Source organism: Bacillus sp. UMB0893, from assembly GCF_002858905.1.
Classification (GTDB): Bacteria; Bacillota; Bacilli; order Bacillales; family Bacillaceae; genus Bacillus_P.
The window spans coordinates 19815-45910 of record NZ_PKLB01000009.1; the positions used below are offsets into that span (position 1 = coordinate 19815).

General features: G+C 37.5%; 35 protein-coding genes and 1 pseudogene. 11 read left to right on the plus strand and 25 right to left on the minus strand.

Annotated features, from left to right (window positions below; translation table 11 throughout):
* Window positions 1-20: 20 nt before the first annotated feature.
* Complete coding sequence (gene deoD, locus CYJ36_RS18710) at window positions 21-722, minus strand: purine-nucleoside phosphorylase (protein ID WP_101568786.1); 702 nt, start codon at window positions 720-722, stop codon at window positions 21-23.
* A gap of 183 nt (window positions 723-905) precedes the next feature.
* Here deoD and CYJ36_RS23840 point away from each other — a divergent pair, with 183 nt between their 5' ends.
* Entirely contained in the window at window positions 906-1049 is a 144-nt protein-coding gene (locus CYJ36_RS23840) for a hypothetical protein (protein ID WP_180850463.1), read from the plus strand.
* A gap of 41 nt (window positions 1050-1090) precedes the next feature.
* Here CYJ36_RS23840 and CYJ36_RS18715 read toward each other — a convergent pair whose 3' ends face one another.
* From CYJ36_RS18715 to CYJ36_RS23845, 3 genes are all read right to left on the minus strand, one after another.
* The gene (locus CYJ36_RS18715) at window positions 1091-1405 is read right to left on the minus strand and encodes a hypothetical protein (protein ID WP_101568787.1); all 315 of its coding nucleotides are present in this window, start codon (window positions 1403-1405) and stop codon (window positions 1091-1093) included.
* A gap of 63 nt (window positions 1406-1468) precedes the next feature.
* The gene (locus CYJ36_RS18720) at window positions 1469-2095 is read right to left on the minus strand and encodes a phosphatase PAP2 family protein (protein WP_101568788.1); all 627 of its coding nucleotides are present in this window, start codon (window positions 2093-2095) and stop codon (window positions 1469-1471) included.
* 86 nt (window positions 2096-2181) lie between these two features.
* A complete protein-coding gene (locus tag CYJ36_RS23845; RefSeq protein ID WP_180850465.1) occupies window positions 2182-2325 on the minus strand; it encodes a hypothetical protein in 144 nt (47 codons plus the stop codon).
* Window positions 2326-2455: 130 nt separating this feature from the next.
* Here CYJ36_RS23845 and CYJ36_RS18725 point away from each other — a divergent pair, with 130 nt between their 5' ends.
* The gene (locus tag CYJ36_RS18725) at window positions 2456-3250 is read left to right on the plus strand and encodes a glycerophosphodiester phosphodiesterase (RefSeq protein WP_101568789.1); all 795 of its coding nucleotides are present in this window, start codon (window positions 2456-2458) and stop codon (window positions 3248-3250) included.
* Between the two features lie 156 nt (window positions 3251-3406).
* On the opposite strand, the gene CYJ36_RS18730 is transcribed toward CYJ36_RS18725, so the two are convergent.
* The 9 genes from CYJ36_RS18730 to CYJ36_RS18765 form a co-directional block, all read right to left on the minus strand.
* Entirely contained in the window at window positions 3407-4282 is an 876-nt protein-coding gene (locus tag CYJ36_RS18730; RefSeq protein ID WP_257962541.1) for a sulfite exporter TauE/SafE family protein, read from the minus strand.
* 136 nt (window positions 4283-4418) lie between these two features.
* Entirely contained in the window at window positions 4419-5297 is an 879-nt protein-coding gene (locus CYJ36_RS18735) for a DMT family transporter (RefSeq protein ID WP_101568790.1), read from the minus strand.
* A 146-nt stretch (window positions 5298-5443) separates the two neighbouring features.
* On the minus strand, window positions 5444-6193 hold the full coding sequence (locus tag CYJ36_RS18740; protein ID WP_257962542.1) for a class I SAM-dependent methyltransferase: 750 nt from the start codon (window positions 6191-6193) through the stop codon (window positions 5444-5446).
* 22 nt (window positions 6194-6215) lie between these two features.
* Window positions 6216-6497 (minus strand): hypothetical protein, encoded by a 282-nt coding sequence (locus tag CYJ36_RS24520; RefSeq protein WP_257962543.1) that lies wholly within the window; start codon window positions 6495-6497, stop codon window positions 6216-6218.
* 812 nt (window positions 6498-7309) lie between these two features.
* Complete coding sequence (locus CYJ36_RS18745; protein ID WP_219621124.1) at window positions 7310-7525, minus strand: hypothetical protein; 216 nt, start codon at window positions 7523-7525, stop codon at window positions 7310-7312.
* Window positions 7526-7651: 126 nt separating this feature from the next.
* Window positions 7652-7939: a hypothetical protein gene (locus tag CYJ36_RS18750; protein ID WP_101568792.1), complete on the minus strand. Its 288-nt coding sequence runs from the start codon at window positions 7937-7939 to the stop codon at window positions 7652-7654.
* A gap of 466 nt (window positions 7940-8405) precedes the next feature.
* Window positions 8406-8876, minus strand: coding sequence for a helix-hairpin-helix domain-containing protein (locus CYJ36_RS18755; RefSeq protein WP_257962544.1), 471 nt, complete (start codon window positions 8874-8876; stop codon window positions 8406-8408).
* 90 nt (window positions 8877-8966) lie between these two features.
* The gene (locus CYJ36_RS18760) at window positions 8967-9737 is read right to left on the minus strand and encodes a sporulation protein (protein WP_101568793.1); all 771 of its coding nucleotides are present in this window, start codon (window positions 9735-9737) and stop codon (window positions 8967-8969) included.
* Complete coding sequence (locus CYJ36_RS18765; protein WP_101568794.1) at window positions 9721-10542, minus strand: serine/threonine protein kinase; 822 nt, start codon at window positions 10540-10542, stop codon at window positions 9721-9723. The genes CYJ36_RS18760 and CYJ36_RS18765 overlap by 17 nt, the downstream gene beginning before the upstream one ends.
* A 420-nt stretch (window positions 10543-10962) precedes the next feature.
* On the opposite strand from CYJ36_RS18765, the gene CYJ36_RS24915 reads away from it, so the two are divergent.
* The 3 genes from CYJ36_RS24915 to CYJ36_RS24525 are packed head-to-tail and all read left to right on the plus strand — an operon-like array spanning window position 10963 to window position 11697.
* Window positions 10963-11205, plus strand: a complete 243-nt coding sequence (locus tag CYJ36_RS24915; protein WP_101568795.1) for a DUF2515 family protein — start codon at window positions 10963-10965, stop codon at window positions 11203-11205.
* Window positions 11117-11350, plus strand: coding sequence for a DUF2515 family protein (locus CYJ36_RS24920; RefSeq protein WP_101568796.1), 234 nt, complete (start codon window positions 11117-11119; stop codon window positions 11348-11350). Before CYJ36_RS24915 ends, CYJ36_RS24920 begins: the two co-directional genes overlap by 89 nt.
* A complete protein-coding gene (locus CYJ36_RS24525) occupies window positions 11326-11697 on the plus strand; it encodes a DUF2515 family protein (RefSeq protein ID WP_374702834.1) in 372 nt (123 codons plus the stop codon). The genes CYJ36_RS24920 and CYJ36_RS24525 overlap by 25 nt, the downstream gene beginning before the upstream one ends.
* A gap of 236 nt (window positions 11698-11933) precedes the next feature.
* Here CYJ36_RS24525 and CYJ36_RS18785 read toward each other — a convergent pair whose 3' ends face one another.
* Entirely contained in the window at window positions 11934-12110 is a 177-nt protein-coding gene (locus CYJ36_RS18785) for a YozD family protein (protein ID WP_101568798.1), read from the minus strand.
* Window positions 12111-12257: 147 nt separating this feature from the next.
* Between CYJ36_RS18785 and CYJ36_RS23850 the strand changes: the two genes are divergently transcribed.
* Entirely contained in the window at window positions 12258-12434 is a 177-nt protein-coding gene (locus CYJ36_RS23850) for a hypothetical protein (RefSeq protein WP_180850467.1), read from the plus strand.
* On the opposite strand, the gene CYJ36_RS18790 is transcribed toward CYJ36_RS23850, so the two are convergent.
* On the minus strand, window positions 12425-13054 hold the full coding sequence (locus tag CYJ36_RS18790) for a hypothetical protein (protein ID WP_374702835.1): 630 nt from the start codon (window positions 13052-13054) through the stop codon (window positions 12425-12427). The genes CYJ36_RS23850 and CYJ36_RS18790 overlap by 10 nt on opposite strands.
* A 276-nt stretch (window positions 13055-13330) precedes the next feature.
* Between CYJ36_RS18790 and CYJ36_RS18795 the strand changes: the two genes are divergently transcribed.
* Window positions 13331-13453 carry a DUF4023 domain-containing protein gene (locus CYJ36_RS18795; protein ID WP_101568800.1) on the plus strand — a complete coding sequence of 41 codons (123 nt, stop codon included), beginning with the start codon at window positions 13331-13333 and terminating at the stop codon, window positions 13451-13453.
* A 6-nt stretch (window positions 13454-13459) separates the two neighbouring features.
* On the opposite strand, the gene CYJ36_RS18800 is transcribed toward CYJ36_RS18795, so the two are convergent.
* From CYJ36_RS18800 to CYJ36_RS18815, 4 genes are all read right to left on the minus strand, one after another.
* Complete coding sequence (locus tag CYJ36_RS18800; RefSeq protein ID WP_101568801.1) at window positions 13460-14182, minus strand: YwaF family protein; 723 nt, start codon at window positions 14180-14182, stop codon at window positions 13460-13462.
* A 390-nt stretch (window positions 14183-14572) separates the two neighbouring features.
* Entirely contained in the window at window positions 14573-15367 is a 795-nt protein-coding gene (locus CYJ36_RS18805) for an ABC transporter permease (protein ID WP_101568802.1), read from the minus strand.
* Between the two features lie 12 nt (window positions 15368-15379).
* Entirely contained in the window at window positions 15380-16168 is a 789-nt protein-coding gene (locus tag CYJ36_RS18810; protein ID WP_257962545.1) for an ABC transporter permease, read from the minus strand.
* A gap of 12 nt (window positions 16169-16180) precedes the next feature.
* Entirely contained in the window at window positions 16181-17176 is a 996-nt protein-coding gene (locus CYJ36_RS18815) for an ABC transporter ATP-binding protein (RefSeq protein ID WP_101568803.1), read from the minus strand.
* A gap of 260 nt (window positions 17177-17436) precedes the next feature.
* Here CYJ36_RS18815 and CYJ36_RS18820 point away from each other — a divergent pair, with 260 nt between their 5' ends.
* Window positions 17437-18615, plus strand: a complete 1179-nt coding sequence (locus CYJ36_RS18820) for a styrene monooxygenase/indole monooxygenase family protein (RefSeq protein WP_101568804.1) — start codon at window positions 17437-17439, stop codon at window positions 18613-18615.
* Window positions 18616-18664: 49 nt separating this feature from the next.
* On the opposite strand, the gene CYJ36_RS18825 is transcribed toward CYJ36_RS18820, so the two are convergent.
* The gene (locus CYJ36_RS18825; RefSeq protein WP_101568805.1) at window positions 18665-19177 is read right to left on the minus strand and encodes a DUF6886 family protein; all 513 of its coding nucleotides are present in this window, start codon (window positions 19175-19177) and stop codon (window positions 18665-18667) included.
* A 185-nt stretch (window positions 19178-19362) separates the two neighbouring features.
* Window positions 19363-19833: a DinB family protein gene (locus CYJ36_RS18830; RefSeq protein ID WP_101568806.1), complete on the minus strand. Its 471-nt coding sequence runs from the start codon at window positions 19831-19833 to the stop codon at window positions 19363-19365.
* 358 nt (window positions 19834-20191) lie between these two features.
* Between CYJ36_RS18830 and CYJ36_RS18835 the strand changes: the two are divergent.
* A pseudogene (locus CYJ36_RS18835) lies at window positions 20192-20581 on the plus strand (efflux RND transporter permease subunit); the annotation flags it as partial.
* Between the two features lie 74 nt (window positions 20582-20655).
* Window positions 20656-21201, plus strand: coding sequence for a GNAT family N-acetyltransferase (locus tag CYJ36_RS18840; protein WP_101568807.1), 546 nt, complete (start codon window positions 20656-20658; stop codon window positions 21199-21201).
* 41 nt (window positions 21202-21242) lie between these two features.
* Here CYJ36_RS18840 and CYJ36_RS18845 read toward each other — a convergent pair whose 3' ends face one another.
* On the minus strand, window positions 21243-22403 hold the full coding sequence (locus CYJ36_RS18845) for an MFS transporter (RefSeq protein ID WP_257962559.1): 1161 nt from the start codon (window positions 22401-22403) through the stop codon (window positions 21243-21245).
* 486 nt (window positions 22404-22889) lie between these two features.
* Here CYJ36_RS18845 and CYJ36_RS18850 point away from each other — a divergent pair, with 486 nt between their 5' ends.
* Window positions 22890-23876, plus strand: a complete 987-nt coding sequence (locus CYJ36_RS18850; protein ID WP_101568809.1) for an NAD(P)-dependent alcohol dehydrogenase — start codon at window positions 22890-22892, stop codon at window positions 23874-23876.
* Window positions 23877-24159: 283 nt separating this feature from the next.
* Here CYJ36_RS18850 and CYJ36_RS18855 read toward each other — a convergent pair whose 3' ends face one another.
* The 3 genes from CYJ36_RS18855 to CYJ36_RS18865 all read right to left on the minus strand — a co-directional run bounded on the left by CYJ36_RS18855 (window position 24160) and on the right by CYJ36_RS18865 (window position 25997).
* Window positions 24160-24543, minus strand: a complete 384-nt coding sequence (locus CYJ36_RS18855) for a VOC family protein (RefSeq protein WP_101568810.1) — start codon at window positions 24541-24543, stop codon at window positions 24160-24162.
* A 25-nt stretch (window positions 24544-24568) separates the two neighbouring features.
* On the minus strand, window positions 24569-24940 hold the full coding sequence (locus CYJ36_RS18860) for a VOC family protein (protein WP_101568811.1): 372 nt from the start codon (window positions 24938-24940) through the stop codon (window positions 24569-24571).
* A gap of 307 nt (window positions 24941-25247) precedes the next feature.
* Window positions 25248-25997: a class I SAM-dependent methyltransferase gene (locus CYJ36_RS18865; protein ID WP_101569017.1), complete on the minus strand. Its 750-nt coding sequence runs from the start codon at window positions 25995-25997 to the stop codon at window positions 25248-25250.
* Window positions 25998-26096: the final 99 nt, after the last annotated feature.

Here is a 26096-nt window from a genome sequence, read left to right on the forward strand (position 1 = left end):
AACGGGCGCTTGCACTTTTCTTATTTAATTGCTGCCTCTAAAGCAATTTCCATCATTTCATTAAATGTTGTTTGACGTTCCTCTGAAGTTGTTTCTTCGCCTGTTAAAATGTGATCGCTTACTGTCAGAACAGATAGTGCCTGACGTCCAAATTTGGCTGCAAGTGTATAAAGGGCCGCAGATTCCATTTCAATTGCAAGAACTCCATATTTTGCCCATTTCTCGAGCTCTGAATTGTCGTTATAGAACATGTCCGCTGTAAAAACGTTTCCAACTTTCAGCTTTAATCCTTTTTCAGTTCCAGCATCGTATGCATGCTTTAACAATTCAAAGTCAGCTGTAGGCGCATAATCAACTCCGCCAAATGTCATTCTATTCATTTGTGAATCTGTTGATGCGCTCATTGCGAGGATGACGTCTCTTACTTTTACGTCTTTTTGAATCGCTCCGCACGTACCGACACGAATTAATTTTTGCACATTGTAGCTTTGCATAAGCTCATTGATATAGATGGCGATGGATGGAACACCCATGCCAGTTCCCTGAACTGAGATGCGCTTGCCTTTATATGTTCCTGTAAAACCAAGCATGCCTCGTACTTCATTGTAGCACACTGCATCTTCTAAAAACGTTTCAGCTATATATTTTGCGCGAAGCGGATCCCCAGGCAATAGAATAGATTCTGCAATTTCATTTTCTTTTGCTCCTATGTGAACACTCATCGTTCATACCTCCAATTATATGTATAAAATGGTGCTCATTCACTATACCATAAATGACTTTCAAAAATCATTCATACATTTTCATTTTTCGATTGGAGCTGCTTTCTTATACATGCAAGTATTTTACTGTTATGAGAATCCCGAAGCACGGGGAAAATAAGCTGGACAAGGAGGGGTTCCATAATGGGCAAAAAACACCGAAATCGCATAAACGGACAAAAGAAAAACAATCACATTCCCGTTGAAGCAATTGAAGCAGAAGAAAATGCTCACGGTAAAGAAGAAACTTCAACTAAACGAAAAAATGGTCCTGGACATAATATGTAGAAATAATAATAGACAGCGATTCTTCAGGTCGCTGTCTATTATTACCTTACATGGACCCTGTTAATTTTCGTCCAGCCGCCTGATAATAGCTTATAATAAGTTTGCCCACGTTTCACTTCATCAATTAAGACAATATCACCCGTCAAAATGAACCTTGCGTCATAATCTCGAGGTACACGGTCAGACACGTTAAAGGTACAGAAAACAAGATGTAGAGCTTCATCATGCCCCGCTGCTTCAATGTTCATTCGATATACTTGCTCATACCCCTTATTTTCACCGTATTTTGGTGTTTGAAAGATGGTAATGTCGTATTTCTGGCACCTCTTTTTTACTGCAAAAAGATTTAAACCCATATACGCTTCACCCCTTCATATCTTTCCTTATTTATTAGAGGGAGAACGTCATTTTTCCTTCTTCTAAGTTAGTCTAGTTTTGTCGATTATTTTCGAATTAATGCCCTCGTACACTTTTATCAGAATTAAAAGCCACGCCATACCTGCCGAAAAACCAGCCAGCACATCAAATAAGTAATGAACACCAAGATAAATTCGGCTTATGCCGATTAAGCCAATTAGTAGAACGGTCATACCGATCAGCCACTTCTTGCGGCGCTCATTTGTGCCATTTAACTCAATCAGCAAATAACAGATAAATCCATAAACAGCTGCGGAATTCATCGAGTGACCACTTGGGAAGCTATAGTGGGCAGCGTTTATAACCGCATCAAATGAAGGTCTTTCGCGATGAAAGAATTCCTTTAATTCAAAATTAAGAAAACGAACCGAGTTTAATGTAAACCACAGAAAGATTATCGATAAAATCCTGCCATAAAAAAGGAGAATAATCGAAACAAAGAAGAGAAGCGGTAATTCTACTTTTATGGATCCAATTTCGCTCATGACGAGAAAGAACTTAGTAAAAGCCTCAGAGCGGAGTCCCTCCATACCTTTTACTGCGTAATTATCGATTTGCTGAATTTGCTCAAATCGATACATTAAGGCAAATAAAACAAATAAAAAAAGATAAAGTGCAATTTTTTTCATGTTTCCCCTCTCCGCAATCTATTCATATTTGTCTGTTTTCAAAATCAAATCACTGTAAACGCTTATGTGTATCGTAAAACAGAGCGTTAAATTTTTTTATGTTTTTTCTGTTCTTTATGTCCTGGAGCAGGCTGAGCTTTATGTGTCAGCTCGTTTGAGAATTCTTCTTTATTATTTGAATGCTGTTTTTTTGCTTTTTGCTCTGCGCTATTTTGATGTTTATGGGCCATAACAGTTCCTCCTTCATAAATAAGAATAGTAACTGTCTTATTTTTTCACGACAATAGAAGAAACATTCATGAAAACGATTTATACTCTTCATGCATATACTATGGAAAAGATGCACTTTTTTCATAGAGGGTGATTCTTCTGAAATACTTCATACTCCTCGTTATATTCTTTTCCTATCTTTTCTATTGTGAACAAGCGGCAGACCCGCCAGCCACTCCACATACTCAGCTGCTGATTGCTCACAGAGGACTTTCTTCATATGCCCCTGAAAATACGATTTCTTCATTTGATCTCGCTGCAGCAGAAGGCTTCGATTTGATTGAGCTCGATGTACAAATGAGCAAAGATAAACAATTAGTCGTCATTCATGACACCTCCCTTAAAAGGACGGCTAACTTTGATGAAAAAGTGGCGAATTTGACTCTTGATGAGCTGCAGACTCTTGATGTTGGCATCTGGTTTGATGAATCATTTGCAGGTGAAACCATCCCTACGTTGAATGAGGTCTTTACAAAATATAAAGACCATCACTTATTGATTGATATAAAACGCCCCTCGCTTTATCCCGGAATTGAACAAGTCCTGGCAGATAACATCCTCAAATCATATAAGCCGCAAGAGTATTCTCTACTATCGATTCAATCAGCTGATCTCACAAGCATCCGAATCCTGCAAACACTTTTGCCCCACATTAAAAAAGGACTTGTTGTTTCCTCGCATATTCCGTATCATCAAATAAATGCACTTGGATCAGAAATTGATTTTTTAACTCTTCACAAACGCACCTTAACCATTTTTGTCTATCAGCAAGCAAAACGGGCTAATCTTACACTTTATATTTGGGGTATACAAAATAAATACGATTATAAAAATGTAAAAAGACTAGCTGTGGATGGTGTTGTGATCAACAAAACCTATGATTAAGCATAGCGGAAGCGCCTTATTCAGCTCAGACAGACAGAAAAGGATCTGACTGAAAAGTCCGGTTTTGACAATACTTTCAGATCCGTTCTGACCGAGGTGTTAGGTGCTTACGCTTGCCATCAATGCACATACTGCCTATGTCTCAAAAAAGCCCGTTTAAAAGGAACGGGCTTTTTTACGTTTTCCTATCCATTTCAAAAACATTTTTATGTATAGATATCCTAAAAATAAACACAGGATTGCCATTCCAATGACATCCAAGCCAAACAGCTTCAATACCATACTTAATGCAGTAAACAAATAAAGCATCCCAAGCATGGATCTCATTTCAGCATGTTTGTATTTGCCAGTCATGAATGCCCCAGCTTGAGCTCCTGCGAGTCCTCCGGCTAGCAGGAAGGCACCTGCTGATAAATCGATTGGCGATTTTATAAAATAAGTGATAAACCCTGTACTAACAATGAATAACACGCTAAGCAGGCTTGTACCAATGGCATGCTTAGGATAAAAACCACCTATTGAAATCAGAAGAGGTACAATGATAAATCCACCTCCAACTCCAAGCATAGCAGATATAAATCCGCCGAAAACCCCTATAATGTTTAAAAAAACAAACGCCCATTTTTTTACTGGTTTACGTGTATTCAAAGTATTCTTTTTTTTAAAGACAAGAAGGCTCCAGGCAAAATAACTTAAAATAAGGATATAAGCAAATGGTATAACTGTTTCATCATATCCATTGTTATTTAAAGAATATACCAAAGGATTTGCAGCCTGTGTAGCGGCCATACCGCTCAGAGCAATGATCGATGCTTCTTTCCATTTCACATTCTTCATTTTAAAATGTGCAAATGCCCCTGACAGTGAGGTGCCGATTGTATACAATAAACTAATTGTAATTGCAGGAATTGGTTCTGTACCTAGCAACAGCAGGATGGGTGTCAAAATAAAACCTCCGCCGACACCGAAAAAACCGGATACGACACCAATCAGCATACCCATTGCTGCAAACAGGATAATAATAATGATCACACCTTCTGCAAATAATAAACTTCTTTCTTATTTTATAGGTACCGCCCGGTTATTAAAAGGTGATGCGTTATTTTCAGAATAATTACATTACTGATATTAAAAAACCGCAGCTTTCAGCAGCTGCGGCAACTAGATTTTATTCTTTTTTTAAAGAAACCAGCAGTACACCTGCAATAATGAAAACCCCTCCTAAAAAGAAAGAAAGACTTAATGCTTCATTTAATAGCAGCCAGCCAAAAAAAGCGCCAGTCAGAGGCTGGAAAAAGAAGAAAAGTGAGCCTGCTCCTGCATCCAATAATTCCATCCCTTTATTCCAGAGAAAAAAAGCGCCTGCGGTTGAAACGATTCCTAAATATAAAAGCCCTCCTACAACGAGAGGATTTAGATTTGAAATGGTGTGCATTTTCAATTCCATAATCATAAACGGAAACGTGAATAGCACGGCAAACAGGATGGCATAAGCGGTAATCGTTAAAGATGAAAATCTCTTGGAAGCTATTTTGACGTAAACAGAAAGCAAAGCCCACGTCACTGCAGCCATAACTAAAAATAGACTTCCGCTAATAGAAGCATCATGGGTATCTCCCATCCCGATCACGATAAGCACACCAATTGTCGCAAGGAAAACGGATATCATTTTTCTAGCCGTTATTTTTTCTTTTAGAATCAATCTTGCAAATAGAACTACAAACGCAGGTGTTGCTGAAGTTATTAAGGCTCCTGTGTGGGCATCTGACAATTTTATGCCGACAAATTGGCAAGTAATCGATACAAAATACCCGATAAAGCCAATCCGTGCAAATATAAGATAATCACCTTTTGTATATTTAGGCTTTTTTCCTTTATGCATAATGTTTACAATCACAAACAAAACAACAGCTGCAATGGCAAAACGCAGCCAAACTAAAGTTAATGGAGGAATATAGTCCAGCACATATTTGCTGACAACATACATTCCGCCCCATATGCTTGCAGCGAGCGATAAACAAACCGCTCCTGTCCATGTATTTTTCATTGGCAGTGCCTCCGTCTATATAGGATTTAAACTGAACTTCTCCTAAAGACAGGGCAAGAATTCATTCTTTCCCTTCTTTAGGAAAGAAACACAGGCTGATCATTTTCAAAAAGTGATTGAAATAACATGATTATTTCTCCTTTCGTCTAACGCGGTTTGGCAATAATGCCATTATGAACCTTTATATAACCGTGTCTCAAAATATCGAAACCGTTTTCATAAACGTACAGTCCCATTTGCTGAATCGTCATTAACTCCCGGTACGTATGATTCATAACGTCAGCCATGATTTGATAATACAATTTAGACTTCATCTGTGCCCTTGGCGTTGTTAAAATTGCATACCCGCCCTCTTTTAGAAACCTGCGGTGCCAATCTATGGACTCTGGCTTTTGGTCATCCGGAAAATGTTCGATCATTCCCACGCTGATTACTATATCAAACTCTTTGCCAAACGGCAGCCTCCGGATATCTTCAACAAGATATGTAATATTAAAATCTTGTTTATACCATACTTTAGGTGCTCCAGTCTCAGGGTTTTCACCTAAAAACGGATAATGCTCAGGAAATTCCGCAAATCGGCCATCACGGCAAAAGGCATCATAATCAACCATCACAATTTCAGCTCCAGGATACATTGCTGCAAGCTGCATCGCTTCATAGCCTTCAGCTGCTCCTAAAAACAAGATCTTCGGTTTTTCAACATCAAGCCCTTCAAATAGTGCACGTTTCCCTCTAGGATCCCAAATACCATCTTCTATTCTATGTATATAATTCCATAGCCGCAGCCTCATTGATTTCCCCAGAACGTCTTTCACTTCACTTGGGCGAAATGCCGAAATGCTTTTTTTTATTTGATCATTTAAAACGTTTAGTTCTTCTGGAACATCTTTCACAAACCATTCATGGAATGATTTATTAAAATACTTCCCATGATGTTTGAACTGGCATCGTTTTATTGTTCTCCGCCTCCCAGTCTTTGCGATCTTTTGCATAAGTCTTTACTTCATATGGCTTGCCAACATCCTTCCAAGTAAGAATTGACCAGTCTCCAACCAGATTTGAAGCAAAAAGCTCATCCTTCTCTTCCTTTGAATAGGTCCGAAGATCAATTTTAAAGCTTTCAGTTAAAGCTGTTTTCCCAATATCACTTTCCGTAAACGGACGAACAGCTGCTTCTGCAGGCACTGGTATTGGCATGAAGAACCTCCACTCATTATTTTCTGAATTTTATACTAATTTTATCAACCTGCATTCCTTTTCGCAATTAATATTTTATAAGAAAACATTAAATAACAAGAATACTGAGGAATACTGAGAAACACTGAAAAAAGACGAAAAACTAAGATAGTGGAAGAAAAAGAGCATTTTACTGCTCTAAATCGTCTGAAACACCTTTATACAGATAATTCTGAATCTTTAACTATTGTAAAGTTTTTGTTAAGATTAACTTACTCACTCATAGGAAGGCGTGATTCCAATGACGACGGTAAGCGAAGCATATCAGAATCACATCTGACAAAAAAATCAGCCCGTGAAAACTGATTTTAAGGTGTGTGGATATGCGGGGATATGTGAATCTGACTAAGGGGATGATTCCAATGACGAAGGTGAGCGAAGCATGCTAAGATCATGATGCAAATGAAAATAGCCTGTGAAACCTATTTTCGCAGCATGTGGGCATGTGGGGAAAACAAAAATAAGAATAAACTGATCGAATCCGTGCAAGACATTAATTGAAATACAATCAATTGATTCAAAGCAACGAATGGTTATTAGTAAGAAAGGAAAGAACGAAAAAGTGAATATGCTTGACTCAAGATAAGGCGCTGTTTATGTTCTGTATACATAGACAGCGTTTTGTTTTATCTAATTGTGCAAAATCAGCTAATTCGAATTAATTCGCGGCCATTTCAATTTAATTCGCGCGCTTTCCAAATTAATTCAACATCAATGTCAAAATAGACGTTTCATTTAATTGAAACGCCTTCTGTTAATTTCTTTTTCTTATTCTAATTCGTTTCTGCCAATTCAAATTCTTCTATTAAAAATAAAAGAAACTGATCTGCAGCATCATGGACAGGTCCAAACTTGGCGGTGTCTTGAATTCTTTTTTTCGCAGCATCTATGTAAGGATAAAAACCTGGCTGAATTTCCAGATCCTTGATTAATTGTTCTCTCGTTTTATCTAATACAGTATATTTCCTTGTCCAACTATTTTCACTCATATCTACCATTCAACTCTTTCCTTTCCACATGAAGCGGGAAGCCCTTCAAATCATTATTTTCAGCTATAATTTATTTGAAAATTTATCTCTGGAGATTCTCACTTTCAAGTTTTCGGTCCATGAATTTTATACCGTTTCTAATAAAGTAGATGATAGAAATGGGAACCTATCAGCAGTTTCATCCCCATATTCCTCAGTAAGAGCTGCAGCAAGCATACTGGAAATTGTTTCTTTCTTTTGAATATCAAATGATACAATTTCATTAGCATTTAAGCCAAATGTAAGACCTGTGTGTGTGTAGCCTACAAAAAATCGATCTATTTGCAGTTTTTCGATTACTTCTTCTTTTTCAAGACCTAACGTAAGCAGTGATAGCTTTCCTTTTTCTGTACCAATTTCAATTTCGTATATCATGGGTGCTTCCTCCTTAAATTATTGATCATGAAGCCGATTAATATGTATGCTCTGTGCATGACAATTAAGGTAATCAGTGCGACTAATCGTCTTTTTTAACCAACTGTCCTAGTATACTATACGTGTTGTCCCTCACTTTTTTTGTCTGTACCTTTACTTCCCCTTTTTTTAAAAGGCGGTTATCGCATTGATTGTTGTTTTTGGTTATTAATTGTACCCGTGGATTTCGCTGCAGGCACTTTCTTTTCGCTGGGAGGGATGGGAGCCTCTATTTCCCGCACGATTCAATTCCCTTCCGCTGCAATCCACTAAAGGTTTTAACCATTTTTTCTAAAAGCAGCAACCTTTACGAAAAGAGCCTTTTAAAAAGTTGCTAAGGAGACAAAGAGCACTGTTTTTCTAAGTGAATCCTATCTGCAGTTAGTGCGATATAAAAAAGGAAACACTTTTTTAGGTTTCCTTTCATTTATTCATGCCATGCCTTTGTAGGTCGGTCCTCAGGATACCCATACTTTTCACGGTAGCTCTTTCGCTCTTCGGTAAAATCCCACCAATTTTTATCACTTTCTGGATGTTTCGCATGATGAACGGCACATCTCATCACGTCTTCTACACAAGGATCCATCCATACACCGTATTTTTTCTCAAGTTCATGCACTAGCTCTTCTCCCTTTTTATCCCTCAGTTCACTTACATCAGAAAAGCCTAAATCTACGACAAGATTGTGTGCAAGCTTCGGTCCGACAGAGGGGATGGACTGAAAGACAGCTAGTCCCACTAGTTCTCTTGCACGATCTTTTGAAATGCCAATAAGTGATGCTAATTTATCTGATTCCATATTCTTTATATCCGAAAGTTTAATTTTGGCGCTTCTTAACTGTAACCTTTCACTGTCATGAAGCGGCAGTTTTGGTGATTTTGCATGTTCTTTTTGCAACGTTATTTCTCCTTGTGATTAAGAATATTCATGAGAAGTCTCGTCATAAAAAACAGCAGTGATCTTCTCAATCACCACTGTTACTCTTTCTTAACTATATCTTTGAATGACGTTTTCAAGAGTCCGGCTGATGCTTGCCTGATCACCTTGTGTGAACGTAACTTTCACCTTTGATTCATCCATTTCAAGGGCTTCAGATAAAAAGCCTCCCAGACCTCTTGCTCGACGATCAACTTCAAGCAATAGCTCTACTCCGTGATTGCTTATATTTGAAATAACGACTTCAAGTTCATCCAGCTTGCCGCGGAACTGTCCGCCAGTTGGATAAAACTCAAATTCCTGTACGAATGGAAGGCGCTTTCGCAAGTGATAGGGAGCGGCTTCGTTTTCTACTTTTCTTAAATTAAAGCCCAAATCTCTCAATGCAGCAAATATGGTTTGTACGAGCGCAGGGGGGACCACTTCCAAATAATCTTTATCGCTGGGATCGACTGCCCCTTTAATATCAAGACCTGTCTCAAGCCAAACCTTTGAAGAGCCTAATGAAATTGGTGTATCCGATGGAAGCGGAAAAGAAAAAGGAATTTCTTTTATTTCATTTGCCATTATCACAAATGGTTCATTGATCTTTACTTTTGTGATAGTTGCAGCCTGCTCATATTTTTTGTCATCTGATTCTTTCACATAGGTCGTTTGAAGAGATAAATAGATTTCATCAATCTGCTGTTCAATGTTACCGCCTTGAACATGAATGATTCCTTTAAGCTCCTCGCCTAAACTAATTTTATCAGAAGATAACCGTGCATCCACCTTTGCAGCACCTATTCCTACACTTGAAAGAATTTTATTGAAAAATGACATTCTGCTCTCTCCCATCCGTACACTTCGTAACTTCTTCTATAAGCTCGTCGATTGAATCGAACGGCTTTTGAAGCTGAAGCATCCGTTTTATTATTTCTTTGGCTACTGCTGATAATTCAAGTTCTTCTTCCCAACAACTGTTTTTTTTCGTGGAAGGCTCAAAGCTTGAATACAATAAAAAAAGCACAAAATGTCCTAATGCAAAAAAATCGCTTCGATAGGAACATTCTCTAAATAGCTTTTTCTCTTTTGTGTATTTCGATTCTGATTTGCTTTCTTCATTTTCTTTACTCATCCGTCTCGCTAAACCGAAATCAATGATATGGATAGACTGATTCTTTAAAAGAATATTCGGGATCCTTAAATCTCTATGCACAATCTCCTTTTCATGAAGATTCTTTACGGCCATTAATACTTTCAACAAAATATGAAAGGATTCCTTCTCATCATACGAATCTTTCTTAATAAATATTAAATCCTCGAATGTTTCACCATCAATATACTCCATCGCAATGAAATTTTTATTTCTCCATTGAAAGTCTTCATAATAAGCTGGAAAAGCTGTTTCATGCAGGGCTGAAAGAATTTCTGCTTCTCTCTGAAATGAATGCAATCCCTTCTTGCTCTGTGCTTTATATGATCTTAGCTGTTTAACAACTGCAGGCTTTTGCCCCTTTTTGTCTTCTGCTAAATAGGAAATGCCATAGCTCCCCATACCAAGAACTTTCTTAATTAGATATCGTTCTTTAATATGTGTGCCTGGTTTAAAAGGCCTTCCAGCGTATTTTAAGATCCAGTTGAACATTAGCTGCTATAAGATCTCGAGAAACGGCTGGATTTTGATTTTCTCTTGTAATGTTTATGACCATATTGAGCGGGATTTCCATAATGCCGATGCTTGCGGTCACTGCTGCTGTATCGACGATGTGATTTATTCCCTAGAAATGACTTTATCAGCTTTTTTAACATGCTTTATCCCTCTTTCTTTTGGTTTCGTCTTTATTTACGTTTCAAATGAACAAAAGTTTCAGCTTTTTTATATGTAAGTAGGAGGCAAGGATTTAGGAGCTGGCTATCATGAACATCCTCCCGCTTAGTAAGAAAAAAGCATTAGCTGTACTATTACCTAATGAAGGAAAATTGAAACTTCAAACTGCACTTTCGGAATCCTTTTCCAATAAACACAGCCGGTTGTCCTATTTAGTGATGAAAAAGAACCTATCAAATGGATCCGACACCAGACAGCCCTCCACAACAAAATAACATTACCAGAACAGCGGCTTATTTGCATTTTTATAAGAAACACCCGGAAATTCATTGGGCTTTTCTCGCTCACATGGTCTCTAGGAATGGCGGTTACAGTATGACTGACCTGAAAAATGGGATGGTCAAACATTTTCTCTCCATTGAGGAGATCACAAAAAATCTTTCATTTTTTAGAATCTGCCAATGCGCTTATTTTTCATGATGCATATCCTCAATTGCTTTTATACGAAATCAGTGCTGCTGTTGGGAAGCCGCTTTTTCATTTGCTCCCTGCATTAAATGTTTCATTATTCAGCCATCCGCGCTGCATACACTCGCCCTTATTACAAATGAACAGCATTATGTAGAACAGCAGCTCATTAAAAAGTCCGCCGCCGTTCTGAAATCCCTGCCATACATTCTACAGGAAAAGTGCGGACTTACGAATGTTGTCTTTCCTTATCAAAAGCATTTTTATGACAAAAAATATTCGCTTGCAGGTCTTGAAGTAGATCATTTTATTCACCTTAAAGCAAGAATAAGATTGGGAAAGGCAATGTATCAAACCCTTTTTCATCCAGCAGTTTTCAAGGAAGCATTAGCATTTGCGGAACACACTTCACATACTGGATCAAGAAGTGATTACTGGCCACATTTTTTCACAGCGGCAGATGAAAAAGTGAAACGTTCCAGCCCAACATTATTGGAAGCCTGAACCGACGTCCCCCATTCCTTTCACATATACTTAGATTGGTTTCAAAGTACTGTCCGTTTTTGGGTTTGACGCCTTTGAACAAAAAGCGGCTTTCAAAGACATGACAAAGAATGTCAAATTGGATTTACTCAAATTGACTTCCCTAAATATTCTTGCCGGATAAATCCTTTATTTCCTTGGAAAATAACAACCTCATGGAAGTGATTTCATTAAAAAACGACGAGAGCTCTCGTCGTTTATTCTATATCATCTAATTCTTCGTCTATTATGCATTTTTCGAGTAAGTAATCGAATGCGATATCTGCGATAGCATCCAGTTCCTGTTCTGAGGGAACATAGCCCCTTCTCGTCAGCTCATTGTAAAAGAATTCTGCCATCTCTTCTGTATCAATAATAACTTCTATTTCTTTCACAACATCGCCCCCTTAGTAAATGTATATATGTCCTATTTTCTGAAACTATGTCTTCTTTATATACGTATTCGATAAAATTTCAAGTTCATAATCTATGCCGGGACGCATACCTTTATAGTAAATGGACAAGCCTAAGGAGATGATTTTATGAAAGCATTACAAGTAGTTTCAAAATCAGATATGATTCAAAACGCACTGAAATTTATTGATGGAGAAGGATTTGATAACATGCTTGAGAACACGATCTATCTATTAAAGGGCTTTATGTTATTCGGTTGTATTCCGTTTTTTATCTATTTGCTTTTGACGCTTTCTCATTTATGATCGTTTGTATATTTTAATAAACTTTCAATGATGAAATCCATCATTTCTTTGTATTCAGGATCTTCAAACATCTGGTACAATGACCTGTAATCATTGTAAATATCAAGCAGTTCATTCACAATATCATTTTGGGTGCGTTTTGCTTTACGGACTGGAGGTTCAAGCTTTTGAAGTTTTTCTTTCGCAAGAAGCTGATCCATCGACTTATTTTCAGGAGAAACGATGTGCATGAGGCTCAGCTGCTGAACAAACGTTCCAGCTTCTTTCTTCCCCAACACAAATGTCAGCTCTTCATCAGATGCCTCAAGCCATTCTCCATCGTTAATTCGCATAAGTTCATAAATAACATCTTCCCATCCGTCTTCTGTGTATCTCCATATCTCCGTACGATAGCCCACGACCTTAAAAAGTTCAGCTTCATATCCCTTCACTTGAACAATATCTCCAATTTGGTACATAAACTCAATTTCAATTTTTTCAGAATCGATGACTTTTCCAGTATAGTCTGCATAAAGCTGAATCGCATTTTCAAAATATAAAATTTCACTGTGATTTACTTCATATAAGTAATGCTGATCGATTTGATGAACGTTCGTAACCGTTCCGACCGTACTATACATGATAATCACGACAATATCACCAACTTTATATTTAGGAATTTTTTTGTTCACTAAAAGGTCCTCCTCTGCCGTGATACATAAAAGTTAAGATAGTATATGCTGCAAAAATGATTTCGTAATGGGCAAATCAGCAAAGGATTTTTGAAAAAAGGACAAGAATAAAAGCCTTGATCAATGATTCAAGCTTCTTTCGGCGCCGTTTATCGATAGGACTTATTTTTTCAGACGAAATGGACATAGTAATAGAGAGTTAAATGATTTAGGAGGCTTGAATCTATGGATAATACAAATGATTTTGTTGAAAAATTACATGACAAACAGGAAAAAGACGAGGAAAACAGACAGCATCAAGGCAATAGTAATCCTGGAAAAAAGAAGCCGAATAAAACACATAAATGAGTAAAATCACCTCCCGCTGGAGGTGATTTTTTTCAGTTTATATAATACATAAAGGAATAAGAAGCTTGCTATCATGATAAGTTCCATCCAGAAAAGATACATCGGCCATTCCCCTAGAACGTCTAAGAGAGAAGCATTATCAGGTTTCTTTTTGATGTATAAATAATTTGAATCCAACAGCTTATTCAAAAAATAAATGCAAACAGCATATCCGTTGACGATCAGCACGGATACCCATAATGAGGACCATGTTGGTCTTAAGTGATAAGCAAGCAGCATAAACAAGCAGGCAATAATCACGCCTCCATGAGTCAGGAAAAAGACGATATATTGAAAATGCGGAAATGAATATTTACCAAGATCAGGCGTTAATATCGCTTGAACGGAGCTTGCTATTCCTGCAAAAAACATAAATTGAAACAGTTTGGTGCTTTTTGTTATTAGCATGACGATCGCAAGAATGACAGCAAGATCACTAAGATGCAGCGGAAGAGATGATTTTGCCTTCCATGCACCCTCTTGAACGAGCCAAAGCTGATGACTAAGCATGGAGATTAAAAGGAAACCCGCAAGAAAGAAACGAATGAATTGTCTCCTTAACCGGACCTGCTTTTTCATAATGAAAAGTAGGATGGACAGAAAAAGAATGATGACGATTGTCCAGAGATGTTCGCTTGAAAATAGGCGGAACTCATTAAGCTGTGAGTTATGCTGAAAGTATGGATTCATCGTTGAAAACCCCGTTTTTGTTTAGTTTTAGACAAATTTGGGGTGTCTATGCAAAAAGGTTGAAAAAATGTATATCCACTTTCTATTTGTGGCGCGGATAATAAGATCTCGGTTCCGGCTGATAAAACCTGGTCTCCGGATTATAAGAAGGTTTCAGTGGATCATAAAACCAGCTTCCCGGATAATAAGCACGAAATCAACATAGGCTGGTCAGCTGCAGCGCATAGATATGTACGTTTTCATTTGTTTGGTGAATCTAGCTAGAAACAAGGGCATTCGTACTGGATTTTAGGGTTTCTGCTTTAAAATGTTACAGCTTTATTCGTCCTTTACTCCATTCACTCCTAAAAAAGAGCAGGTCCATTCATTGGCCCGCTCGATTTATAGCTATTAAGTCCCTGTACTTGCATAAGCCTTCAACCCGAAAAGCCAAAAAATGTAAGCAATCGCAATCGCTCCGACACCTATTAATGGCGAGACCACACCTACATAACCGTACCCCGTGCGGTCCAAAAACCACGCTGCAGGATAAAAAGCAGTAAAGCCATATGGAATAACCCAGGTTAAAAAGATACGAATTGTTTTGTTATAGATTGTCAGGGGATACTTGGCAAATTCACTTAAATTAAACACAGCATACACAACTGGCAGACTATCTATCATCCAAAATGAAAACGTAGCAAAGAATAAGTTGATGGCAATATAGATCAAGCCGCTTGAAATGATCATGATAACGAGCATAACCCATTCAAACATACCAAATGCCAGATCTAGATGCAAAAAGGCACTTGCCAAAATAATAATGCCGATTGCAAGCTGGCCTAATCCGTCCTGCTGAAGTCTGTCTGCACACACATGAAACAGCGGATTAATCGGTCTGATCAAAAGCCGGTCCAACTGTCCTGGGCGTACATATTGCCATCCAAGTGTCCATAGGTTATCAAAGAATATATGATGCAGAGACCTTCCTGTAGCTGCAATACCATATATAAATAAGATTTCATAAAACGACCAGCCGTTAATTTGTTCAATATGATCAAACACGACTTTTACGAAGAAAATACTTGCAAATTGCTGCAGCATAACACTGATCACACCGATAAAAAAATCAACTCTGTATTCCATCATCACTTTTATATGATTTTTAGCAAAAATATAATAAAGCTTTGCGTACCGTTTCAGCATATTTGCCCCCCTTTACCCGCCAAAAATAGTTACTTTCTTAATCGCCTGTGCCCAAATTAGTTTCATGATGACAAACATTCCAAGACACCAGCCAAATTGAATAAGAACTGCAACATAGGCGTCAGACCCTTCAACGATTCCGGTATATATGGAAACTGGAGTGAAAACCATAGCTTGAAACGGTAAATATGCGCTTATGGACTCAAGCCATCCCGGAAATAGAGTAATCGGAACAAGCGCTCCGGAGAAAAAGGTGATCACTCCGTCTTTCAGCACTCTTAACCCCCAAACGTTAACTGTCCAAAAAGCAACAATTCCGATCATCAAATCAAAAAATGTTCCAATCCAGATTCCAAAGCCAGCGCTAATGACAAACAGCAGAGCAGCTTCAACCGAACCTGGCCATGTAATATGTATAAATATGAATGCAATAACCATAAGCGGAATCGTTTCCCGTAAAAAATGTGTAATCTTGCCGCCAAAGTCCATGAATATAAGCTTAAAAATAACATCGTAGGGTCTCATTAATTCAATGGCAATATTTCCATCTCTTATTTCATGGGCCAATTCGTTTCCTGCTCCAGAAACATATCCTTGAATAAACATTGCTACGACAATATACGTCAGCATATCCTGCAGCGTTAAGTTTTGAATTGTATCTTTTCCATCGTATACAGCATGCCAAAAATAAAACATAATCATCAAACGCATAATGGACGAAATCGTTCCTGCCCAGTACCATGCGGAATATGCCGTATTGATCTGCATTTGAGATTTTGTGAACATTAAATATTTGTTCAACATTCACACCTCCTAAAGTCCGCGGTTATATATTTCTTCAACTATTGTTTCAATCTTTGGATCATTTAACGAAAGATCTATGATGTCATTTTCTGAAAGAACGGCTGAAATCACTTCGGATGCGGCGATTTCTTTTTGAGAAAAAGCTAAAATGACTTTTTGCTGCTGCTCTTCGTCAATTACCCTCATTTCCACATGATCTTGTATAGATTCAGGATTGGAAAACGTTTGCACATTTTCAACTTCAAAATGTATTTCTCTTTTTGCAGCAAACGTATCTTTTATTTCATGCAAATCTCCATCATATAATATAGATCCATTATCAATAATGATAATTCGATTGCAAATCTCTTCAATATCCTGCATATCATGCGTTGTAAGAAGCACCGTCGTACCCCAAAGAGCATTCATTTCTTTAATGAATTTTCGGATTCTTACCTTTACGGCAACATCCAGACCAATGGTCGGTTCATCTAAATAAACAACATCAGGTCTATGCAAAAACGCTGCAGCAAGCTCACATCTCATTTTTTGTCCCAATGATAGCTGCCTGACTGGAATTGAAAGCAGCGGTTCTAATTGAAGCACCTCTGTAAACAACCTTACTGTTTCTTTAAATTGCACTTCAGGAATTTCATAAATGTGCTTTAGTAAATCAAACGATTCTGAAACAGGAATGTCCCAAAAAAGTTGTGTCCTCTGCCCGAAAACGGCACCTATCTGCTTTGCATTTTGTTTTCTGTTTTTGTAAGGCACAATTCCCCCTACTTTCACTTCCCCTGATGAAGGCGTCAATATACCTGTCAGCATCTTGATGGTTGTCGACTTTCCAGCTCCATTTGCGCCAATGTAACCAATCATTTCCCCTTTCTTAATATGAAAATTAACCCCTTTTACAGCTGTTTTCGTAACATACGTTCGTCTGAAAAGAGACTTCATCGCCCCTCTGAGACCAGGATCTCTCTTTACCAGCTTGTATTCTTTCTTTAAATCCCTTACTTCAATCACCCTGTGATTCCCCCTTTCAGAATCAGCAAACTTCTATGTAACTACCAAATTATAATTTGTTATGAAATATTTGTAAATTGTTATTTTTATACGCTTACATTTATGGATCCTTTGTGTATTATACAAAAATACCTACTAATAAAACTGCAATTCTTCCTAAAACTCCTACTATTGATGAATGTTTGGAATAAGCACTAAATGATAAAATTCGTAGAAGAAACAGAATATTACAATATTTAAAATGGACAGGAGTGGTAAGGATGAAAAGGCGTATTTGCATTGTAGGCAGCGGTACTGCAGGATTGCACTTGGCATATGCTCTAAAGGAAGATTTTGATGTAACGGTTATTTCTCATCGCACTGCAGAACAACTAAGAAATGGGAGAGTCATGTCTACCCAAGTTCATTTTGGAGAAGCCAGAGAGCGTGAACATCGTTTTTCTATGCCAAAATGGGACGACCAATCACAAATAAAGAGCATCCATATTTCAATCGGTGATCAAAAACTGTTTGCAGGAATACTGGAGGAGCCGGCATTGTCAGTTGATCAGCGCTGGTACTTTTCACATTGCATGGATAATCTGGAAAAATCGAATATTCCTATCCTTACTAAAAAGATTTCGGAAGACAATTTGGAAAAATTAATGAGTGAGTTTGATTTAGTTATAGATTGTACAGGAAAATCAGGTCCTCTCATCCCATTTCCCATTGAAAAAGAGTTATCGCCTTTCATGACACCTCAAAGAAAATGCATCGCTGGATATTTTCATGGCATAAAACCTCTCTCACCCCAAGGGATCAACGTTGTCGTTCTTCCTGAGCAAGGAGAAATGTTTGAAATACCGGCAATAACTGAATTTGGACCTGTTACGATTTTATTCCTTATGGCGATACCAAATAAATCATTAGATGTTTTTCAAGGTATTAAGACACCTGAAGAATTTACCTTAATAATGAAAAACACGGTTCAAACCTTATTCCCAGAGATATACAGCAGATTAGAAGATGAAACGTTTTCATTATGCGATGACAGAGGCTTTCTTCAAACAGCAATTACACCTGCCATTCGAAAACCGTATACACTGTTCCAAAATAAACTGGTGGTCGGATGCGGGGATAGTGTGTTTTTGAATGATCCCATTACAGGTCAAGGCTGTAACTTATCATCTTATTGTGCTGAAAAATTGTATGAAATTCTAATGGAGTATAAGGATTCAGCATGGGATATACAAGTTGGAGAAACATATTGGAGCCGTACGAAACCATATGTAAAAAAAGTGACCGAATGGACAAATACAATGACACAGCCATTGCCAGAGCATGTCATTAAACAGCTCCTGCAGGGTGCTGAAGATCATACAAAAGCAAATCGGATTGCTGAATGGTTTGCTGATCCAACAATTGCCCATCAGGATTTCTTTTCTGCAGCGGAAATTTGAGAAAAAACAGAAAGGGTGACCAAATTCGGTTCACCCTTTTCTAAAAAGATTATGTAACAGCATTCCGAAACCTAATAATTGAAAAATCTAAAGTTGAAGAAAGAACACGATTCCTTATCGGAAGTAAGTTTGGAGTAAATCTTAATTCTACATTTTCTTTTATTATTTTCTCCATTAAATTCCCAACAAGTTCAACCTTAAGCGGGACGATTTCTTGATGAGACACATAGTACCCTGCTGTCTTCGATTCTTCAAACCAATCAATTGATTCTTCCGGCAATGTATAGACGTATAACTTTGTGCTGCACATTCGTTCCAGCCATGAATTTTCAATTACAATGATTTTGTCTGTGTTTGAATCAGAAAAGAAACGTTCGATATCCCCTGCATTTGTTGACTCTCCTTTCCAATAGATTACTCTTGGGCAATCGCGTGGAAAATAATAGTGCAGCGAGTGCTCCTGATCGATGGCCCATACAGCAGGACGAAGGTTAGGAAAGGAAGCTGAAAGCCTGGGCTTGAATACTTGTATAGAAGGATCTTCACTAAAATGGAATAGCAATTATTGTTGCCTCCCCGTCAATAATTTTTATGTAATTGAATATACTCTCTTTCACTATTCAGTAAAAAGATTTGATTGATAAAATGGAACGGCACAAATCCTATCTTTATGTACCTAATAAATTATTTAAAATGGATTATAAAATGAAACGAATAAATCCAAACCCGTCTTTTAACCCTACATTTTCACTCAAACATCATAACCCCCGGATCTTTCCCATAACAATGCACAAGCATTGCATGCAGCTGCCCTCTATGATGATAAAGATGAGCAATGATTTCCAGCAGCCATTCATAACGAGGGTAGGCTGTTCCCCAGTATGAAGTGACTTCCTGCATAAGTTCAGATTCATCGTATTGACTGACTCGTATTGCCAGAATATCATAATTTTCAATCAATGCTTCTTTTATTACATGGAGGTTTTTCAAAGACATACTCGAATAAAATTGAATCATTTCTTCTTGAGTAGAACCTTCCGATATTAATAAGTCCGCATGACAAATCATCGCGATGTGTTCTAAAAGTTCTCCGATTGAGTGTTTACCAGCTGTCGGTCTTTTTTGGAGGTCTTGATCTTCGAGTTTATCTATTATTTTTATGATCGTTGTGACAGCAACTTCAATTTGATGAAGTGCGTATTTACAAAATGGATTCATATGGAATCCCCCCTTGTTTTTTTCCCCTCTTTATGTCAATAAATTTTAACTCAAATCATGACAACTAAAAACCCTCTAAAACAAAATAGGTCTGCATAAACTTCACACCTCATTAACACATTCAGAAGTGATAAAAATTGAAATTCTGTGATATCGTTTTATTAGTCAAATTTGACCACTTGTCAAGAAGGATAAAACGTATGTTTGAACGTTTTCTAAAAAGAGGAAAATGAATCATTATTTTATTTTTTGTCGTTATTTTAGTGGGCGGCTATTTATTTTATCAGCTGCCAAAGCGAGAATTGCCTGAGTTATCGGCAAATGTCCTCACCGACTCAACGGTATATCCGGGTGGAAAATTGCAGGTGCAGTAGCTGGATTATTTGTAACACAGACTCCATTCAGCTTCCTGGCTACAATGGGAATTGTTTCGCTCGCTGGAATTGTAGTCCGTAACTCTGTCGTCTTCTTTGAATTCATTGAACAGCGAATTCGGGCAGGCTATGACCGGACAGAAGCTGTCATGGAGGCTGGAAGAGCGAGAATAAGCCCGATCCTCTTGACTGCATTTACTGCATTAGTGGCTCTTCTGCCTGTTGCATTCAGCAATGATCCATTATTCAGGCCGCTTGCGATCAGTATTGTTTCAGGTGTATTATTTTCTACGATCCTGACTCTCCTGATTGTTCCGGCATTGTATATTGCGGCAGATAAGCTTCGTTCAAAAAGAGAAAAGCGTAAGGATTAAGGCTGCCTATTATTGGCAGCCTTTTGTATGAATAGTATAGTAGAATATGAGAATAATGGAATAGGAGGTATTATATGTTTGTTCATAAAATTGATAAAGACATATCTTTAAAATTATTGGAATTCAAGGATGCAGAAAAGCTTTTTGAGCTGACCGATCAGTCCAGAAATCACTTGCGGGAATGGCTGCCATGGCTTGACTTTACAACAAAAGTTGAAGATACGAAAGAGTTTATTGGAGCTTGTTTAAAGGCATATGCTGAGAATAAAAGTATAAACGGTCTTATTTTATTTAAAGGAGATATTGTTGGTACAGCAGGATATAACCAGATCAATTGGTCTAACAAAACTGCATATATTGGCTATTGGCTTGGAAAAGACTTTCAAGGGAATGGAATCATGACGAAAGTGGCCAAGTCATTGACAGATTATGCGTTTAGCGAATTAAAGCTGAACAAAGTAGAAATCAGGGCTGCCGTTGAAAATAAGAAAAGCAGAAGCATCCCAGAAAGATTGGGCTATGTCAACGAAGGCTTTATCCGGGAAGCTGAATGGCTTTACGACCATTTTGTTGACCATGCTGTTTATGGAATGCTTGCAAAAGAGTGGATTCAAAAATAATACAAATAAGCACCTGACCATGTCAGGTGCTTTATAAGTAATTAATAAGAAGACGAAACTGTTTGTTCTTTAGAAACCTTCCTGCCCCTGCCTTCTAATATCGTTAATACCATTGGTATGATTAGGAAGAAGCTTGAAATTTGAAATAATGTTCCTGTTTCCATAAATTGAGCAAGAACTCCAAAAATAATACCGCTGAGCCCTATCCCTAAATCGATTGATGAGAAGTACATGCCATTTGCAACGCCTCTCCGATGAACTGGCGTTTTTGAAAGGGTCCATGACTGCAGAGTCGGAAGCAAGGAGCCAAACCCAATTCCAAATAAAGCACCAGCAATTGAAATGCCTATATTGGTATGAGAGAAAGACAATATCCACATCGCTATAAAAGTGATGGCTGTACAGACAACAATGAGTCCTCTTGGCCCTTTTTCATCAAACCATTTTCCAGAGATTGGTCTAAAGATTGAAGCCATGACTGCATTAAATAAATAGAAAAGAAAGATCTGTTCAATACCGCGTTCTTCACCAAAAATCACAATAAACGTCACAACTGATCCATATCCAAATGTTGCGATCATCGTAATAAAAGCAGGGTACCAGCTTGACTTTTCTACGAGCGAACCGATGTATGAAAATTTCAGGTCTTCTTTTTTCGTGTTTTTGACCGTTTCCGGTGTGAAGTATCGAACTGCACCTAATAACACGATTGCAATGACGCCTAAAATGCATGAAATATAGATTAAGTTATTAAATGAAGTGACTTGGAATAAAAAGATTCCTAGACTTGGTGCAATAATCATTCCGAGCGTAACGGAAAGACCAAAATACCCCATCCCTTCACCTAGCCGTGAATTAGGAATCACATCAACCGCTGCCGTTCCATTTACCGTTGTCGACCAGCCCCATGCTAGGCCATGAACAAATCTGAACATCAAGAAAACAAGCACGATATTCGAGATCGGATAAAAAATCGTAACCGTCAGCAGCGCAATCGCTCCAATTAGAACGAGCGGTTTTCTTGCTTTATACTCAAGCATATGTCCGATAAAGGGACGGCTAAGCACAGCCCCAATTGAAAATAATGCCGTGACTAAACCTATTTCTAAACCTGATGCTCCTAATGACTTTATATAAGGAGGCAGAGTAGGAATCAGCATTTGAAACGACATAAAAATAAATAGATTACCAAGCATTAGCATAATGAAGGATTTGGTCCAAAGAGGTTCTTTAATTAATTGATTCACTGTATCTCTCCTATTTTTCGTTTGAATACCAGACAATATATTTCGCATTACTAAATAATATCACACTCAATGCTGCTATTAAATAATAAAAGCTTGATTGATTACATCTCAAAAAAATATACGGGCAGCAAAAAGCAAGAATGGCATATGTTCAATGTAATAAAATTTCATTCAAAATAAGTCGTTTTACACAGGATGTGCATGGCAGCTCATGCAAAGCTGTTGAAATTAAATGAAAAATATAGAGAGAAAAATTATCTTTAAGCCCAAACATCTGCTTGTTGTATTTACTGGTTTTTAGTTTTTATCTGTATGGAAACAAGAAACTTCGTTATTGAACTTACGTCCATTGGTTAAGAAAAGTAATTGAAGAGTGAAACCTTCGTTCTATTCATTCGTATTTGCAGATATGAATAAATATATAGAATTGGAGGAGGATTAATGAAAGCAATTGTATATACAAAGTACGGTACACCCGACGTTCTTCAGTTGAAAGAGGTAAAAAAACCTACTCCTAAGGAAAATGAAATACTCGTAAAGGTAAAAGCGACAACGGTAACAGTGGCAGATATTCGGTCAAGGAGTTTTACAGTCCCTCCCGCTTTTTGGCTGCCTGCCAGAATAACACTTGGTTTCAGACAGCCCAAAAATGAGATATTGGGGATGGAGTTAGCTGGAGATATTGAGTCAGTAGGGAAAGATGTCAAAAGGTTTAAGGAAGGAGACAAGGTTTTTGCTGCTTCCCTAGTGGGTTTTGGTGCTTATGCCGAATATAAGTGTCTGCCTGAAGATGGACCAGTAACTCTTAAACCCTCCAATATAACTTATGAGGAAGCCGCTGCCATACCAATTGGGGCACGAACAGCATTGTTTTATCTTAGAAAAGCTAACATTCAAAGTGGTCATAAGGTTCTTGTTTATGGTGCTTCAGGAAGTGTAGGAAGTTATGCAGTACAGATTGCCAAGTATTTCGGGGCAAAAGTTACAGGGGTATGCAGTACCACGAATTTAGAATGGGTAAAATCTCTGGGAGCCGATCATGTAATTGATTACACTAGAGAAGATTTTTCGAGTAAAGGCGAGATTTATGATGTTATCTTTGAAGCGGTAGACAAGAGTTCGTTTTCAGCTTGTATGAAATCGCTAAAGAAGGACGGCACCTATATAAATGTCACTGTACCATTACCAGGTGTTCAAATGCTATGGACTAAATTGATAAGCAACAGGAAATTCATTTTGGGTCAAAATTCACCTGAAACTTCCGAAGCTCTAAACTTCCTCAAAGAACTTGTTGAGGCGGGAAAGTTAAAAGTGGTCATTGACAGGTACTATGCGTTTGAAGAGATAGTTGATGCTCATAGGTATGTTGAGAAAGGACACAAGAAGGGAAATGTCGTCATAAGTGTGGAACATAACAACAAATCCTGATAAATGAAGCACTATTCTATCAAAGATGGCAGAGGAATTGAGTTTTCAAATAAGATAGCATCAAACTATCTTTAAGCTATCTGCTGCTTTTCTTGATAAACATTAGTTCGAAGTCATTTCCCTAAGTCTATTAAGATGCCAAAAATCCCCACTTTTTAATCAAAAGCAGGGATTTTTTCTATGTTTTAACTAGTACCATTTTTCTCAAAGCACTACACAATATGACTTCTGAGAAACACCTTTAGTGAATCATAAAGCCGTGAAAAAGAGTATTATTTACTTGTTATTCACTTTTCTCCATGACTGCAAAATAGTTCTCTTCACTATCAGCAAAGTTAAATACTCTCCCAGAAGGCATATTTACAATTTCTCCGACGGTGACATTTTTATTTACTAAGTGATTATGTAAATGATCGAGATCTTGTGTAAAAAACAATAAGGAAGGTGTGCCAAGATTTAGTTCAGGCTGCATTTTTGCGATTAATTCTTTGTTGTGAAGAATAATACTTGTTTCAACATTATGTGATGGGGCTATTTCAATCCATCTCATTCCAAGATCATTTTCCTCTTCAGAAATAACCGTGAACCCTGCTTTTTCTGTCCAAAATTTTACTGCCTCATCTTGGTTATTTACATATACCATGATTTGTCCAACTTTATTAATCATTCCTATTCACTCCTTATTCCCTTTTTCATCTGTGTTGATCAACAAGAATGGGATTACCATCAGGATCTTCAATTGTAAAACTAGCAGGGCCTTCGCCTGTTTCATCTGCTTCAGACAATATTTTAATTCCTTTTGCTTTAAGTTGTTTCTGAATATCTCGAATGTCCGTAAACGTATTGAGATTTTCGCCACTTTCATCCCATCCTGGATTAAAAGTCAGAATATTTTTTTCGAACATTCCTTGGAAAAGACCAATTACGCAGCTTTCGTTCTTCAAAATGAGCCAATTTTGGTTAATATCCCCCCCTAAAACTTGAAAACCTAGAGTTTCGTAAAATGATTTTGATTTGTGAATGTCTTTTACATTTAAACTTACAGAAAATGCGCCAAGTTTCATATTTCCTCCAATAAAAAATTAATAATTTAGAAAGTTTATTGCATAAAATTAATTATACATCATTTCTATGAAGAACACATTTCAGTTTGTCCAATAATTGTAAAGAAAAAAACAAAGCCCAGTTACCTCAAGTAGCCCTAAATGACCCAAGACACAAAAAAGAAGCGCCCCATCGTTGAAGATAATAATACTTTGGAAGGCTGCTGAATCAAGCTCACACTTGTTATCGATAGACCCAGTCTAAGTAAGAAAAATAGCGTCCCTGCTTTCTTGCATGGATGGCTCCGTTAATATTTGAAACGGCCAACTAAATTGAAGAAGCAATTTCCTTTTCTGCTGATATCAATAAAAACATAGGTCTTCGATTTTCATTTATCATTTCAGGTAAATTCTTTAACATTTCATCAGAAGGCTTAGGTTCTTTGACTACTCTTATGCTAAAACCAGCATCAATTAAGTCATTTATATATGTTGAAATCGTACGATGATATTTTACAACATTCTCTGTTAAGAAAGTTGTTTCACGCACGCCTTCTGATTGATAGTTGTCAACTGGCCAATGCAGACGATTCCCTTGTTCATCGAAATACCAATCTTGTTCGTTTCGAGAAGTAAAGATTGGATGTTCAACTGAGAAAACAAAGGTACCCCCAGGCTTTAGACAATCATAAACTTTTTGGCAGATTGGTTTAAACGACTTAATATAGTGAAAAGCCAACGAACTGATAATCACATCAAATTGAGAGTCAGAAAAATCGATGTCTTCAATTGGCATTTTTAGATACGAAATGAAAGGATCATCTGTTTTTTCACGAGCTTTTTGAAGCATTTTTCCTGATATATCTACACCTACCACAGAACTTGCTTGTTGCTCACGAGCAAATCGGCAATGCCAGCCGAAACCGCATCCCAGATCAAGTACATTTTTATTACATAACACTGGTATTAATGTTTTTAATACATGCCATTCCCCTGCAGCTTCAAGTCCTTTTATTGAACGGGGCATTTTCTCATATGCAGAAAAGAAATTTGTATCATCATATTTATTTTGTTTCACCATCTATACACTCCTATAAATTGAATTGCCTCATTCATGGAATTCCACATCTATTTCAGGCTATCTATTGTCTTCTTCCCATTACTTTCACCTTTTTAT

Bases quoted from the DNA above. Each gene is read 5' to 3' on its own strand.
- deoD (WP_101568786.1), bottom strand. From the start codon at position 722: ATGAGTGTTCACATAGGAGCAAAAGAAAATGAAATTGCAGAATCTATT.
- CYJ36_RS23840 (WP_180850463.1), top strand. From the start codon at position 906: ATGGGCAAAAAACACCGAAATCGCATAAACGGACAAAAGAAAAACAAT.
- CYJ36_RS18715 (WP_101568787.1), bottom strand. From the start codon at position 1,405: ATGGGTTTAAATCTTTTTGCAGTAAAAAAGAGGTGCCAGAAATACGAC.
- CYJ36_RS18720 (WP_101568788.1), bottom strand. From the start codon at position 2,095: ATGAAAAAAATTGCACTTTATCTTTTTTTATTTGTTTTATTTGCCTTA.
- CYJ36_RS23845 (WP_180850465.1), bottom strand. From the start codon at position 2,325: ATGGCCCATAAACATCAAAATAGCGCAGAGCAAAAAGCAAAAAAACAG.
- CYJ36_RS18735 (WP_101568790.1), bottom strand. From the start codon at position 5,297: ATGAAAAATACATGGACAGGAGCGGTTTGTTTATCGCTCGCTGCAAGC.
- CYJ36_RS24520 (WP_257962543.1), bottom strand. From the start codon at position 6,497: ATGCCAATACCAGTGCCTGCAGAAGCAGCTGTTCGTCCGTTTACGGAA.
- CYJ36_RS18745 (WP_219621124.1), bottom strand. From the start codon at position 7,525: ATGAGTGAAAATAGTTGGACAAGGAAATATACTGTATTAGATAAAACG.
- CYJ36_RS18750 (WP_101568792.1), bottom strand. From the start codon at position 7,939: ATGATATACGAAATTGAAATTGGTACAGAAAAAGGAAAGCTATCACTG.
- CYJ36_RS18760 (WP_101568793.1), bottom strand. From the start codon at position 9,737: ATGTCATTTTTCAATAAAATTCTTTCAAGTGTAGGAATAGGTGCTGCA.
- CYJ36_RS18765 (WP_101568794.1), bottom strand. From the start codon at position 10,542: ATGTTCAACTGGATCTTAAAATACGCTGGAAGGCCTTTTAAACCAGGC.
- CYJ36_RS24915 (WP_101568795.1), top strand. From the start codon at position 10,963: ATGGATCCGACACCAGACAGCCCTCCACAACAAAATAACATTACCAGA.
- CYJ36_RS24920 (WP_101568796.1), top strand. From the start codon at position 11,117: ATGGGATGGTCAAACATTTTCTCTCCATTGAGGAGATCACAAAAAATC.
- CYJ36_RS23850 (WP_180850467.1), top strand. From the start codon at position 12,258: ATGAAAGCATTACAAGTAGTTTCAAAATCAGATATGATTCAAAACGCA.
- CYJ36_RS18790 (WP_374702835.1), bottom strand. From the start codon at position 13,054: ATGTATAGTACGGTCGGAACGGTTACGAACGTTCATCAAATCGATCAG.
- CYJ36_RS18795 (WP_101568800.1), top strand. From the start codon at position 13,331: ATGGATAATACAAATGATTTTGTTGAAAAATTACATGACAAACAGGAA.
- CYJ36_RS18800 (WP_101568801.1), bottom strand. From the start codon at position 14,182: ATGAATCCATACTTTCAGCATAACTCACAGCTTAATGAGTTCCGCCTA.
- CYJ36_RS18805 (WP_101568802.1), bottom strand. From the start codon at position 15,367: ATGCTGAAACGGTACGCAAAGCTTTATTATATTTTTGCTAAAAATCAT.
- CYJ36_RS18820 (WP_101568804.1), top strand. From the start codon at position 17,437: ATGAAAAGGCGTATTTGCATTGTAGGCAGCGGTACTGCAGGATTGCAC.
- CYJ36_RS18830 (WP_101568806.1), bottom strand. From the start codon at position 19,833: ATGAATCCATTTTGTAAATACGCACTTCATCAAATTGAAGTTGCTGTC.
- CYJ36_RS18840 (WP_101568807.1), top strand. From the start codon at position 20,656: ATGTTTGTTCATAAAATTGATAAAGACATATCTTTAAAATTATTGGAA.
- CYJ36_RS18845 (WP_257962559.1), bottom strand. From the start codon at position 22,403: ATGCTAATGCTTGGTAATCTATTTATTTTTATGTCGTTTCAAATGCTG.
- CYJ36_RS18850 (WP_101568809.1), top strand. From the start codon at position 22,890: ATGAAAGCAATTGTATATACAAAGTACGGTACACCCGACGTTCTTCAG.
- CYJ36_RS18855 (WP_101568810.1), bottom strand. From the start codon at position 24,543: ATGATTAATAAAGTTGGACAAATCATGGTATATGTAAATAACCAAGAT.
- CYJ36_RS18860 (WP_101568811.1), bottom strand. From the start codon at position 24,940: ATGAAACTTGGCGCATTTTCTGTAAGTTTAAATGTAAAAGACATTCAC.